Below are 13,635 nucleotides of genomic sequence, written 5' to 3'. Positions count from 1 at the left end.
GCGGTGGATCAGTCGACATATATATTGACTGACCCGCCGCTTTCGCGAGCAAGCCCGCTCCCACATTGGGTTTGTGGCGTTCATTAAAATAAGGATCTGGCCATGCGTGCACTGGCTGCATTGAGTCGTTTTGTCGGTAACACCTTCGCCTACTGGGTTCTGATATTCGCCGTCGTGGCATTCCTGCAGCCGGCCTGGTTCATCGGCCTCAAGGGCGCCATCGTGCCGTTGCTGGGGCTGGTGATGTTCGGCATGGGCCTGACCCTCAAGCTCGAAGACTTCGCCGAGGTCGCCCGCCACCCGTGGCGCGTGGCCTTGGGCGTGGTGGCGCATTTTGTGATCATGCCCGGCGTGGCCTGGTTGCTCTGCCAAGCGTTCCATTTGCCCCCAGAGATTGCCGTCGGCGTGATTCTGGTCGGCTGCTGCCCAAGCGGCACCTCGTCGAACGTGATGACTTGGCTGGCACGCGGCGACCTGGCGTTGTCGGTGGCTATCGCTGCCGTGACCACCCTCCTCGCTCCGCTGCTGACACCCGCGTTGATCTGGCTGCTGGCTTCGGCCTGGCTGCCGGTGTCGTTCATGGAGCTGTTCTGGTCGATTCTCCAGGTAGTGCTGCTGCCGATCGTACTGGGTGTCGTTGCCCAGCGACTGCTCGGCGACAAGGTTCGCCACGCCGTGGACGTGTTGCCTCTGGTTTCGGTGGTGAGCATCGTGATCATCGTCACTGCTGTGGTGGCCGCCAGCCAGGCGAAAATTGCCGAATCGGGCCTGTTGATCATGGCCGTGGTCATGCTGCACAACAGCTTTGGTTACCTGCTGGGTTACTTCACCGGGCGCCTGTTCAAGTTGCCACTGCCCCAGCGCAAATCCCTGGCGCTGGAAGTCGGCATGCAGAACTCAGGGCTGGGCGCCGCCTTGGCCAGTGCGCACTTTTCGCCTTTGGCGGCGGTACCGAGCGCGTTGTTCAGTGTCTGGCACAACATTTCCGGGGCGCTGCTTTCGACGTATTTCCGTCGCATGAGCGAGAAGCAGGATCGTGAAGTCGCCGCGCGACAGGCGACCGACTGAACCGAAACTTGATCCCAGGGTTAATGCTGGGCACTATATTGCGCAACGCGAGGACGACCTCGCGGCTCGATCGAGTCATTAACCTTGGGGACGACCCCGTCAATGGATGGAGGTCTTCCATGTCCTGGATCATTCTGTTTTTCGCCGGCTTGTTCGAAGTCGGCTGGGCCGTTGGCCTCAAGTACACCGATGGTTTCAGCCGCCCTCTCCCTACTGCATTGACCGTTGCCGCCATGGCCGTCAGCCTCGGCTTGCTCGGCCTTGCGATGAAGGAGTTGCCGCTGGGCACGGCCTATGCGATCTGGACCGGAGTGGGTGCAGTCGGCACCGTGATTGCCGGAATCATTTTGTTTGGCGAATCCATGGCGCTGGTCCGCCTGGCCAGTGTGGCATTGATCATCACCGGCCTGGTGGGGCTAAAAGTCAGCGCCTGACTGCGCAGCCCATCTGCAAAAAAGCCCGCCTCCTGTCACCAGGGGCGGGCTTTTTCATGAACGCCAATCCGTCAGCTTTCGGCCATCGCCAATCGCTCACGCATCACCGGCGCCTTTTCCGAATGCTCCAACTGCATGCAACGCTCCAGGAACAGGAACATATAGTCGTAGCTCTTGCACACGGCCTGGCGCAATTCCATTTGCAATGACCTGCTCGGATTCATGCCGGCCAGGGTGCAGATGATTTCCAGCGCTTCCCAAGGGTGGGCATCGTCATACTGGGCGTGCATCTTCAACCATTTCATGGCCCGCTTGCGATCCTCCTCCGGGAAGGCTGCCGCGTACAGACCATTGGAACAGACCACCGCCGACCACTCACCGGTCGCGCCCTCGATGGCGTAGTTGGTGGCGGCAATGGCAACGATCAGCGAATCGGCGGAACTGGTGTGCCAGCACCAATGGCTCAAGGCGTGAAGCTCGGGGGCCACCTGCTGCGCCTGCAGATCTTCCAGGCTGACGCCGTGGGCACGGCTCCAATTCACCCAGTAGTCGGCATGGTTGAGTTCGACACGGATATTACGCATCAACCAGCGACGCGCCATGTCCTCGCCAGGGTGGCGGGCAAAACGGGTCTTGGTCAGGTTCTGGGCCATGTATAACGCGAACTGTTCGACCACGGGCCAGCCCCCGATAAGGTACTGGCGCATCGTCTTGGCACTGAGTCTGTTATCTCGCATGCGCTGATACAGCTCGTGCTCTACAACCCGGCGCTTACTCGCGCTGCAATCCTGAATCAGGCGCTGGGCCCAATCGGGATAACTTGCAGCTTCCATGAGTGGTCCGGTTCGGTTGAATGTCTCGATCACTGTCGGGCTCCTTTTGATTGTGATTGTTCCGATCAACGAGAGACTTCAACGGAACGTGCCGGGCGCCTTGAACAACAGGGGCTGCGGCCTGGCTGGACGACTTTTCAAGCTGTCGCAGGTAAACAGATGCGGGCGTTCAATGACATACCCTTGAGCGTAATCAACCCCGATATCCAGCAATGCCTGCTCGATCTGGGGCGTTTCAACAAACTCGGCAATCGTACGCTTACCCATGACATGACCGATGTGGTTGATCACTTCGACCATGGCGCGGTTAATCGGGTCGTCCAGCATATCCTTTACAAAACTCCCGTCGATCTTCAGGAAGTCTACAGGCAAATGTTTCAAGTAGGCGAACGAGGACATACCGGCGCAAAAGTCATCGAGGGAAAACAGGCACCCTAAGCCTTTGAGTTCATTAATAAATTTAATTGCACTCGCCAGATTGGAAATGGCGCTGGTTTCAGTGATTTCAAAACAAATTATTTCAGGTGGTATGGCGTAACTAATGAACTGTTGACGCAGGAAGTCCAGGAACGCTTCATCTCCTATAGTTGTGCCTGACAGATTAATCGCACACATCGCTAGAGGCTCTTTGTGCTTTTCGGCCATACATTGGGCAATGATCTTGAACACGTTCTTTACGACCCAACGATCCAGGGACGTCATCAAGCCATATCGTTCGGCAGCCGGAATAAAACTGTCGGGCAATATCATGCGTCCCGCTTCGTCATGCAGACGCAGCAGGATCTCGATATGGCCGCCACCCTGTTCGACATGACCGAGCGGCGCGATTTCCTGGGCGTACAGACAAAAACGGTCTTCTTCCAGGGCCATGTGCAAGCGCTGCACCCAGGCCATCTCGCCAAAGCGCAGGGACAGCTCCGAGTCGTCGGCGTGATACACCTGAACCCGGTTACGGCCCTTTTCCTTGGCCATGTAGCAGGCCATGTCAGCCGCGCGCAGCGAGACTTCCAGGGTAGTCGGATGGGCATTGATGTGCACCAGGCCGATGCTCACGGTGGTCACGAACGGCCGCCCCTTCCAGACGAAGTGCAGGTTCTGCACGGTCTGGCGCAGCCCTTCGGCAATTTTTTCAGCTGCCTGCGGAGCACAGTTCTCCAGCAAGATGCCAAACTCGTCGCCGCCCAACCGGGCCAGGGTGTCGCCCTCGCGCAATCCGGATTGCAACAGCGCACAGATATGCCGCAGCAACTCGTCACCCGCCGCGTGTCCGCTGGTATCGTTGACCAACTTGAATTGATCCAGATCGAGGAACATCAAGGCGTGGCGCCCCGACTGTCGCGTCAGGCCCTGCAGCGCCTGTTCCAGACGGAATTCGAACTCGCGGCGGTTGGCGAGCCCCGTCAGCGCATCATGGGTCGCCTGCCAGGAGAGATTGGCAATGTATTGGCGCTCCTGAGTCATGTCATGCAGCACCAGCACGGCTCCGCTGACCTTCCCGGCATTGCGGATCGGCGCCCCGACCAGGGTGACCGACACCGTGCTGCCATCAAGGCGCTGAATGAGCTTGGAATGTTCGCTGCCGCCACTGAGCTGACCGCTCAGGATGTGCTCGATCAAGGTAAAGCCGTCGGCCTGGGCATTGTCATCCAGCAGATTGAACAGCGCCGCCAGCGGCAACCCGCTCGCCTGTTCGGCTTTCCAGTGGGTCAAGGCTTCGGCGGCCGGATTCATGTAGGCGATCGCGCCCTCGACATTCGTGGTGATCACCGCGTCGCCAATCGATTGCAGGGTGATTTGCGCCCGCTCTTTCTCCAGTTGCAGGGCGTCGGCAAAAGCGTGCCGCTGCTTGAGCAGTTTATGAGTGCGCAGCAGCGCCAGGGCGATCAGGCCGAGGGCGGTGGCCAGGTTCGTCGCCAGCAGCAGGCGCATGATCATCCGCGAGCCTTCGCCAAGGGCATCGCTGAAGGCCTTCGCCGCCGGCGTCACCCCGTTGTTGATATCGAATATCTGCTCTTTCCAGCGTTGGATGTCGTCAGGATGGGCCGGCTTGATGCTGATGTGCTGGTGCATGTCCCTGGCGACATCATCGAGTCGATCAAGGTACGCATCACCCACGGTCCAGCGCTCGATGGCTTTTTCGAGGTAGCTGAAATGGCGAAAGTTGAGGTAAAGCCAGATCAGGCTGGGGACGTCATCGGGGTGGTTGCCCCCCTTGAGAATCGCCCGCCTGGCCGCTTCGATATCGGGTGGCTGCTGGTCAAGCGCCAGACGCAGCTCATGCCCGCCCTGAGGGACGGCAATGGACTCCTGGTACTTGAGGAATTTGCTCTCATCGCGACTGTCGGCATACAGGTTGAGGTAATAGATCGCGTCCTTCTGGCCCTTGGACCACAGGCTCTCGCCGGCAACATAACCGCGGACCGCCGACAATACATAAAGACTGACGCCCCCCAACAGGGCCTGAAATAACACAACGGCAATAAAAGGCCAGACGATGCCCAGCAACCGTGGCGTTCCGAGAGTCCGCGCTTGATTCATGAGGTCCCTTGTTCTAGCACTGCCAGATCATCATCCACGTGATCGCTAAAGCTAGACTAGGGGGCGTTGCCGGTTCAGGCAAGCGCGAAGCCCTTTCTGTGGGCAAGGGCCTGAAAAATAACTGCTTTCAGTGAAACGCGGACTGGCCACCGACACAGCCAGTCAAAAAAAACCGTCATCACCTAACTATGTACCACTCTCTCCTGCTCGTTTTCTCTTGAAATCGGCCCCTAGCTCCATCGTTTTTTTGCGGGGAACCGATCCACTGACACTCAAGAGAATCTTCCAAATGGAAACAACAGAATATTCCGAATCCCTGAAATACAGAGCCGTTCAATCGGACTACGACCTCCTTCTCGACTTTCTAGAAAAACCGGAAAGTTCGACAGCCGATTTCGAAAAAACATCAATAATCCCCAGCGCTCACTCTCCACTTCTGCAATTTAGCGCTCCGGGACGCGCACTACTTCAGCCCCTCCTGACAGATCCAGGATACCGCGCGCACTGCCTGAAATCAGGCAATGACCCGGATACACTGGAACTGACGGTCAAAGACGATACGGTGACGTACGAGATTCGCTCAACGGACAAAAAAAGAAAGTCAAATTTTCGCCCCCCTCTCCAACAAAAATTGGAGCACGACAGCAAGGGAAAACTGGCATTAGTAGTCAGTGCTCCGAAATGGGTCAGTCTGATGACCGCCATTGCCCCAGAAGCGAAAAAAATCGGGGGGACTATTTATGCCAACGGCGCCGTCAGTCTGGTGCAGATGACTAATTACTACGGAATTCTCCCTTGGCACGCGGGAATTGCAGAGGAACATCGCACTACGATCAACGCACTGGAAGAGAAACGAGCTCGGCATTCGTTGCGACTGGACAGCCGCCTCGATATCGACCTGTTGAATCGTGCGCCCACCAAAGCAGACAGGAGACTGCTCAAAACCCTGAATCGGCGCAATTCGGCCACCCCAATGACCATGGACGCACTGATAACCCAACTTACAGAAAGGGAAATCAACGACATTGTCAATAACTTCCTTGCTTCTACGAAAACTTCCCTTTTCACTCACCTGGAAAAAACAACACTCCCTAGACCCACCGTCGAGCAAGCCCGAGCGACACCTACGGTGTTTCTTGAAAAGATCTTGCGCTCTGCCGAGTCCGTGCGCCTGAGTGACGCTTTACTAAAAGGTCTGAAATGGTACGGCACCGGCCCACTCGAAAACACTTCGCCTGAAATCCGGATAAAACTTGTCAGCAGAGCCATTCGATTATATTCAGGCCTGGCACGCGAGAATAAGCCCGAGGATATCGCCGGTTACCCCTGGCATCAACGTTCCAACTGGGGAAAAAGTTACCAGACGATTTGGGCGGAATTCGAACAACATCTAAGGGATACCGATCGCGCGTCGTCAGTGACGGAGTCGATCTTGCTCGCTCGTCTGTTCCAACCCGAATTTCCGAGGGAATTCCAGATTCCCGATATCCCGCCCGACCTGCCCTACAGAAGCTCAGCGGTCTGGGTCAACTTCGTTCATGGTGTAACGCTCGCAGATGCCATGGAACCTGATCTGATCCAGCGCATGTCCTTCCAGCAACTGGTGGAGTTTCCGCTTCAGCAGTCGATGCAAGCGACTTCGCAAGAGTTAGAGCTTATAGCGATGGCTCGAATGCCCCCGACCCTGGAATGGGCAATCACTAGTGGCGTGATTCTCGAGAGGAGCGACTCGGATTACTCGCCTCAGGATAAAGCCCAATCCATAAAATCACTTGACGAGCACATGGACGCCTTGAAGAAGGCCATCATTCAATTGGACGTCAGTTATCCCGAAAGAAAAGTTATCGCCGAGCGGGAGATAAAAAAATACTTCAAGCACGCGTTGCGGCGCAACGGGGAAGGGAAGCTGGTCAAACCCATTCACTCGAAGTCCTCCGTGTTCATCTCCGATGGGCGAAAATTGATCGAGGACTTTGGAGGCATCGATGGAGGCGGCCTCCTTCAAGGACCGCCTCTAAAGGATAAGGCCTACACCTTTCTGGATGTCTACATGTCGGGGGGACTGACGCCAAAAAGAACCTGGTTCATAACAATGAATGACGGAATACGAAAAACGCCCCACCGAATCGGCATCAACAATGATCGCACGATAAAAACCACAGCCCCCTGGCTTCCCGCAACAGTGACGCAAAACCCCTTGCCAGATGTAGAAAAATTATTTGAGTCAGACTTCAACAACTATCTTGAACTGAGTAAAAACGCCTATCAAACACTGCTCAAAAGCCTATTTTCCTCACTCCCCCACAACGATCGGCAAGGCATGGAGCGGGGAGAAGTAAAGATCTACACCTTGAGAAAATCCACCGATGAAATCGCATTTGATGAGGAAAAGCCGGACCACACGCTACCACTGCGGCTTCGTATGGGCTTCGTTCTCAAAATCACTTATCAAACCAACGTTGCCTATTACGAATGTTTTCCTCGAGCAGGGATCATTCGAAAGCGTACAGATATCCTATCGACCATGCTCAATGGTGAATACCAAGCTCAACAGGTCAAAGGACCCGTCTATGCGGAGGCCAATGTCATCAAGGTGATACGCGGCAAAAGTGTTCCGTTTGATTGGGAGGCTCATGAGAGGGGCACCCCCCCAAAAGAAAAAGCGACATGCACAGCCATCATTGACCAGTTTGGCAAAACGTTTACGACGTCGTCCCTTAGTCCTGACCTCGAACGAACATCGCATCCTGCCGCAGCGTTTTCCCGTTCCTCTGAGCTTGCCCACTACATCGCCCACCATTTTTTCTTTTTTGACGAAAAAATGCTCCGCAAAGCGGCGCAAGGCGAAACTGAAATTGAACATGAAGCTGCCCGCCCTCATTGGCTGGATAAGGTCAAAGGGTTCATACCGTTTTGGGGCGGTATCAGCGACCTGCTGTCAGGCGATCCCAGAAAAAGGATATGGGCCGTATTTGGCTTGATCGTCGATGTCGTCTCATTTGCATTTCCGCTGGGAAAATTTGTTTCCGGCTCAATGAAGCTGGTTTCCGCATCAGTTCGGTCAGGTGTTCGTGTCGCACTTCCCGAGTTCGGTTCGCTTTTTCAGAAGCTGACCGTTTCACTCGTACAAAACACAATTCCGTTCTACGGCCTGCCGACGCTGGGTTTTCGGCTCGTACGGGGTTCAATAAAAGGCTTGTACACAGGCCTGCACAGTGTGCTCAGCCCTGCGTACAAAAGCATTCGGACGACGGTGGGCAGAGTTGGCAGCCACAGTTTTATCAATGGCTTTGCGCACATGGACAATCCGGCAAGCTGGCGTCCATTGGTAGCGGGTGATCAGTTAGCAAGCTTACGGGGGATGCACGATATACCGGTGCGCAACATTGCGTCGGCAGGCAAGGCCGACTTCCGCCTGGTTGATCCGATATCGTCCCGACCCTATGGCCCATTATTATCCCACGCTGCAGGCGAACTTTCGTTAGGCCGATCCCACTACAACGCTCTGGAAAAACACAATAGCCACATACTGGTCGAGGTCGCTGAAAACACACGCGTGCGTGAGGTGCTTGAAGTCGATGGCCGAACCACGGTGTTTCTTGACGATGTGCCGTATCGACTCGATGGCGATACGCTGCGCCGCGTCAGCAGCCTTGAAGACAGTGAAAAACTCAAACAGATTCCCTGTCGTATTCGTCGCGGCCTGGACGATGTTTGCAAATTCGAATACGTACTATCAGACAGTCCTGCCGAACGCCCCAGTGCAGGAACAGTTATCGAAGAAAAAAAATGGGCTGAATGGTTTGGGGACCGTACTTTCTATCCCTCAACAGCAAAATCAGCCAACGACCGTAGATTGCTAGCCTATGAGGAGAAAATCTATGAGCTAAAAGACGGCAAACTGAATACCTATAAGGGAAAACCCGAGTGGATTGGTCTTGATCAAAAAATTCCCGTTCCCAGAGCGAAAGTATCAGCCACACTGGAGTTTCAGACAGGGATCTATGGAAGCCTTAAAGTTATCGGTACCGCAAAAAAAATCGATGACGTCCATATCGTAGGTGCAATTATCCTCCCCTCCATTGAAGGGAAGTCCAAACACGTCTTCACTCGACTCAATTTTAACGACTACTATATCGCCACACTATCGGCCGGCGACAGCATATTGGCCCCACTGACAATGCGAAAGCTGAGTACTGCTGAACTGGTCGTAGGTACGGCGGGCGAGGAACTGCATCGAGCGTATGTCGGTTCATTGAATGCAAATAATACAGCACGTATTCACGGGATAGAGAAGCTCGAACGTGCACTGCAAAAAATGAATGAGATTGCGATACCCATCGGCAGTCCGAAAAACCCTTCCGAAAATATGAAGTGGATAAAGGTAGACACTAACTCGACCGAAGCACTGATGTTTGATCAAAAAACAAGATTGATGGTTGCAGAGTTACCAGACGGAGCAGCGATATGGAAGCCCAGTACACAGACGCCTGAAGAACTACAGAAATCAACCGCAGCGACATTTGATACTCTCTTTTCAGATCCGGCCTCTGCCACCCCTTCAGGTTCGAGGACAAACGTCGTCAACATTGATCAGGCGATGGAACAGCTACAAAAACACCTGCCTTCTGGACAATCTTCAGAAAGATTGAGAAATATCGCATATGCCAAGGTAAGAACTGCAACAGGACGAGACGAGGTCTATGTCAGCGTTTCCGGAGTAGGAGACAATACACGTCACCTCCCTCTTTTCCAATCCAACAACCATTTGCCAGAGGTTAATATCAATGAAACTTTTTATATAAATATTGACAAATTTACAACACTTTCTGCTCCCACTTCCCTGCGTCTGAGCGATGACGGAAAATTACTGGCGATACCACACCCCATAAATGTCGCAAGCGATGTCGATCAAATAAATCGGGTCACTTCAGCGGACAGTGAAAGCAAACTGGTGGGTTTCATCAATGAAAAGTACCCGAACGCGGAGGATATTAGATCGATCACCGTCGTGACCACTCTCCCCCCCCTGCGATTCCTGTTCGATCGTAATGAAAGAGTTTGGTCATGAGCGAGGAGCCAGCGCACTCAATGTCATATGGGGGAAGCGACCTGATTTACGCAAGCGCCCGCACCTGGACAGCAGCAGCGGCAGTAGCGGCAGCGGCAGCCCTCAAAGTTCCTCTGCCAATTCAGATTGAATCAAAAGCAATCAATGCTGCTGCAAATGCCCATACAGCTTGGCGTACAACCCACCATCGGCAATCAGCTGCTGGTGGTCGCCATCCTCGGCAATCTGCCCGCCGTCGAACACCAGCACGCGGTCGGCCTGCTTCACCGCCGACAAGCGGTGGGCGATGATCAAGGTGGTGCGGTGGCTGAGGAACCGCGCCAGGGCCTGGTGCAGGTTGTATTCGGTGGCGGCATCCAGGGCTGAGGTGGCTTCGTCGAGAATCACCACCTTGGGGTCGGCCAGCACCATCCGCGCAATGGCCAGGCGTTGGCGCTGGCCGCCGGACAAGCGCACGCCGGAACGCCCGACGATGCTGTCCAGGCCATTGGGCAACTCGCGCACAGTGGTGTGCAATTGGGCGATTTCCAGCGCTTGCCAGCAAGCCTCGTCGCTGCGCTCACGCCCCATGGTCAGGTTTGCGCGCACCGTGTCGTTGAACAGCGCCGGATGTTGCAGGACCACCGCGACGTTTTCCCGCACGGTTTCCAGGCCGATCTCCTGCTGGGTTGAACCGCCGAAGCGAATGGTCCCCGCCAGCGGCGTGTACAAGCCCAGCAGCAACTGCACCAGCGTGCTTTTGCCGCCACCGCTGGCACCGACGATCGCGACTTTTTCACCGGGAGCGATCGACAGATCCATCTGGTTCAAGACCAGTTCGTCGCCATAGCCGAAACTCAATCCCTGGACTTCGATACCCACGGTTTCGCGACCTTTGAACGGGTCGACACCGCCCGGGTGTTGCGGCTCATCGGCCCGGGCAAGCAGCTCGTTGATCCGCGATAATGCGCCGCCGGCGGCGTAATACGCGTACTGCAAATTCAGCAGCTGCTCGACCGGACCGATCATGAACCAAAGGTAGCTGAATACCGCGAGCATCTGGCCGATGGACAGGTCGGAAAACAGCACGGTCAGCATGGCGGCGGCACGGAAAATATCGATGCCAAACTGGAACAGCAAGCCGCTGGCGCGGTTCGAAGCGTCGGTTTTCCATTGTGAGTTCACCGCATAATCGCGCACGTCCCGGGCGCGCTGCCCCAATCGACCGAGGAAAAAGCCCTGGCGGTTACCGGCGCGCACTTCCTGGATCGCGTCCAGGGTTTCGGTCAATGCCTGGGTGAAGCGCGAGGTGCTGTCGTTCTCGAGTTTCTTCAGGTGCTTGACCCGCTTGCCCAATTGCACCGTGGCGTAGATCACCAGCGGATTGAACAACAGGATCAGCAGCGCCAGCTGCCAGTGCATCCACAGCAGAATGCCCGCGGTGCCGACCAGCGTTAGCATGGCCACCAGGAAACGACTGAGGGTTTCGCCGACGAACTTGTCCAGGGTGTCGAGATCGGTCACCAGGTGCGTGGTCACCGTGCCGCTACCCAGGCTTTCGTATTCTCCCAGCGAAATACGCTTGAGGCGTTCGATCAGACGGATGCGAATGCGGTAGACGATGTCCTTGGCCAGGGCGGCGAACAAGCGCGCCTGCACCACGTTGAACAGCAATGCCGCGCACCGCAGAGCCAGGGTCACCACCAGCATCAGGCCGATGTAGCCCGCGGCTTTCTGCCAGGCCCCGGGCAGCGCAAGGTTCATGATTTTCAGCGCGGCGTCGCCGTGCCCCAGCAACACTTCGTCTACCAGCAATGGCAGGAGCAAGGGAATCGGTACGCTGCACAGAGTCGCCAACACGGCCACGCCGTTGGCGATCCACAGGGATTTCTTGTGATGAAGAGCCAGACGACGGATTTCTGCCCAGCTCAGCCGGTCGACACGTTTAACGGCTGGGGTGTCGTTGGCCGGATCATGCACAGGCGGCACGCTCCAGCCAGCGACCGAGCAAGGGGGACAGGACGCCAAGCGGCTGATAGCCATTGGTCAGCAACGCCAATTGACCATTGCGTTCAGCCAGCAACGTCGGGAAACCGGCGATGCCCAGGTCCTGGACCCAGGTGAAATCGGCAGCCGTCGCGGCGTGCGTATCGGCACGGTCGAAAGCGGCAGCGAACTCGATGCGCGGCAGCCCGGCCTGTTCGGCCAACTCAACCAGAACGCTGGCGTGGGTGACATCGCGGCCTTCGGCGTAGAACGCATGCTGGATCAACCCCAGCAGCTTCCACGCGCAATCCGGCGCCAGGCCGCGTGCCGTCACCAACGCCCGGCAGGCCGGCTCGGTGTCATAGACGAAGCCGTCGGGCAACGCGCCGTCGAGCTTGAAGGGTTGCCCCGTGGCCTCGTTGACCGCCTGCCAGTGCTCCAGAATATAACGGCGGGTGGTCGGCTCCAGGGCCGAACCACTGCCGGTGCGCAAACCACCTACCACCAGGTGCACGTCCACGCCTGCGGCTTGCGCCTGCTCGACCAACGCGTTGGCCACTGGCGCGAAGCCCCAGCACCAGGAACACATCGGGTCCATCACATAGAGCAGGCGTGCAGACATGATTCAGGCCTCGGTGGATGTTTGCTTGTAGTTGTAGCCGATCGGGTGCGGCATGTTGCGAGCCTTGGCCAGTTCGATCTGCTTTTGCCGGTCGATGGCGCTGCGACGGGTTTTCTCGCTCAGCGTATTCCAGCAATGCGGGCAACTGATCCCGGCCACGTAATGCTCGGAGGCGCGATCTTCGACGCTGACCGGTGTGCGGCAGGCATGACATTGATCGTAGTCGCCTTCGCTGAGGTCGTGGCGAACCGTCACACGGTTGTCGAACACAAAGCAGTCGCCCTGCCACTTGGTTTCTTCCTGAGGCACCTCCTCGAGGTATTTCAGGATGCCACCCTTGAGGTGATAGACCTCATCGAAGCCCTCGCTGAGCATGTAGCTCGACGCTTTTTCACAACGAATGCCGCCGGTGCAGAACATCGCCACCTTCTTGTGCACGGCCGGGTCGAAGTTGGCTTTGATGTAGTCGGGAAATTCGCGAAAACTGGTGGTTTTCGGGTCGATAGCGCCTTCAAAGGTGCCGATCGAGACCTCGTAGTCATTGCGGGTATCGATCAGCAGGACTTCAGGATCGCTGATCAGCGCATTCCAGTCCTGCGGCTCGACGTAGGTGCCGACTTTCTTGTTCGGGTCCACGCCTTCAACGCCCAGGGTCACGATCTCTTTCTTGAGCTTGACCTTGGTGCGGTAGAACGGCTGTTCGTCGCAGTACGACTCTTTATGGTCGATGTCATCCATGCGCGGGTCGTTCTTGAGCCAGGCCATCAGCCCGTCGATGCCTTCGCGGCTGCCGGACACGGTGCCGTTGATTCCTTCTTCAGCGATCAGCAGCGTGCCCTTGATGCCGTTGTCGACCATGGCCTTGAGCAGGGGCTCGCGCAGGGCGACGTAATCTTGCAGGGTGACGAACTTATACAGTGCCGCCACGACAATCTGTTGTGTCATGGATCAATCTCCAGGTGGCTACCCTCGTAAGGGGTGAACCGGATGCGAAAAAAAACGCGCCGGGTGAGCGGCGCGTTTCATAGTCTAACAAAAATAACGCAATTCCTGTAGGAGCCGGCTTGCTGGCGATAGCATCACCGCGGTGATGCTATCGCCAGC

The 13,635-nt window shown here is 56.3% G+C and carries 8 protein-coding genes; 3 read left to right on the top strand and 5 right to left on the bottom strand.

Translation table 11 applies throughout. The features are described 5' to 3' along the window. The first annotated feature begins 102 nt into the window (after positions 1-102). Positions 103-1,068 carry a bile acid:sodium symporter family protein gene (locus tag QLG10_RS28895; RefSeq protein WP_110749723.1) on the top strand — a complete coding sequence of 322 codons (966 nt, stop codon included), beginning with the start codon at positions 103-105 and terminating at the stop codon, positions 1,066-1,068. Between the two features lie 119 nt (positions 1,069-1,187). Then, positions 1,188-1,502 carry a quaternary ammonium compound efflux SMR transporter SugE gene (gene sugE / locus QLG10_RS28890; RefSeq protein WP_008060873.1) on the top strand — a complete coding sequence of 105 codons (315 nt, stop codon included), beginning with the start codon at positions 1,188-1,190 and terminating at the stop codon, positions 1,500-1,502. 71 nt (positions 1,503-1,573) lie between these two features. On the opposite strand, the gene QLG10_RS28885 is transcribed toward sugE, so the two are convergent. Together QLG10_RS28885 and QLG10_RS28880 are read right to left on the bottom strand one after the other, a co-directional pair. Further along, positions 1,574-2,368 carry an iron-containing redox enzyme family protein gene (locus QLG10_RS28885; protein ID WP_188263769.1) on the bottom strand — a complete coding sequence of 265 codons (795 nt, stop codon included), beginning with the start codon at positions 2,366-2,368 and terminating at the stop codon, positions 1,574-1,576. A gap of 45 nt (positions 2,369-2,413) precedes the next feature. Beyond that, positions 2,414-4,873 (bottom strand): EAL domain-containing protein, encoded by a 2,460-nt coding sequence (locus QLG10_RS28880; protein ID WP_110749727.1) that lies wholly within the window; start codon positions 4,871-4,873, stop codon positions 2,414-2,416. Positions 4,874-5,162: 289 nt separating this feature from the next. Here QLG10_RS28880 and QLG10_RS28875 point away from each other — a divergent pair, with 289 nt between their 5' ends. Then, positions 5,163-9,944 (top strand): hypothetical protein, encoded by a 4,782-nt coding sequence (locus tag QLG10_RS28875; protein WP_282488431.1) that lies wholly within the window; start codon positions 5,163-5,165, stop codon positions 9,942-9,944. Between the two features lie 141 nt (positions 9,945-10,085). Here QLG10_RS28875 and QLG10_RS28870 read toward each other — a convergent pair whose 3' ends face one another. From QLG10_RS28870 to QLG10_RS28860, 3 genes are read right to left on the bottom strand one after another with little or no spacing between them, the layout of a single operon-like run. Next, the gene (locus QLG10_RS28870) at positions 10,086-11,903 is read right to left on the bottom strand and encodes an ABC transporter ATP-binding protein (RefSeq protein WP_110749730.1); all 1,818 of its coding nucleotides are present in this window, start codon (positions 11,901-11,903) and stop codon (positions 10,086-10,088) included. Further along, the gene (locus QLG10_RS28865; RefSeq protein WP_173667180.1) at positions 11,896-12,498 is read right to left on the bottom strand and encodes a DsbA family protein; all 603 of its coding nucleotides are present in this window, start codon (positions 12,496-12,498) and stop codon (positions 11,896-11,898) included. Before QLG10_RS28865 ends, QLG10_RS28870 begins: the two co-directional genes overlap by 8 nt. Before the next feature lie 36 nt (positions 12,499-12,534). Further along, positions 12,535-13,476, bottom strand: a complete 942-nt coding sequence (locus QLG10_RS28860) for a rhodanese-related sulfurtransferase (RefSeq protein WP_110749732.1) — start codon at positions 13,474-13,476, stop codon at positions 12,535-12,537. Positions 13,477-13,635: the final 159 nt, after the last annotated feature.

Source organism: Pseudomonas sp. V98_8 (assembly GCF_029967975.1).
In the GTDB taxonomy this organism is placed as follows: Bacteria; Pseudomonadota; Gammaproteobacteria; order Pseudomonadales; family Pseudomonadaceae; genus Aquipseudomonas; species Aquipseudomonas umsongensis.
This window is presented reverse-complemented; position numbering and strand designations above follow the sequence as displayed.

What these genes read in the sequence shown, in the direction of transcription:
- QLG10_RS28895 (WP_110749723.1), top strand. Translation starts at nt 103, where the DNA reads ATGCGTGCACTGGCTGCATTGAGTCGTTTTGTCGGTAACACCTTCGCC.
- sugE (WP_008060873.1), top strand. Translation starts at nt 1,188, where the DNA reads ATGTCCTGGATCATTCTGTTTTTCGCCGGCTTGTTCGAAGTCGGCTGG.
- QLG10_RS28880 (WP_110749727.1), bottom strand. Translation starts at nt 4,873, where the DNA reads ATGAATCAAGCGCGGACTCTCGGAACGCCACGGTTGCTGGGCATCGTC.
- QLG10_RS28875 (WP_282488431.1), top strand. Translation starts at nt 5,163, where the DNA reads ATGGAAACAACAGAATATTCCGAATCCCTGAAATACAGAGCCGTTCAA.
- QLG10_RS28865 (WP_173667180.1), bottom strand. Translation starts at nt 12,498, where the DNA reads ATGTGTTCCTGGTGCTGGGGCTTCGCGCCAGTGGCCAACGCGTTGGTC.
- QLG10_RS28860 (WP_110749732.1), bottom strand. Translation starts at nt 13,476, where the DNA reads ATGACACAACAGATTGTCGTGGCGGCACTGTATAAGTTCGTCACCCTG.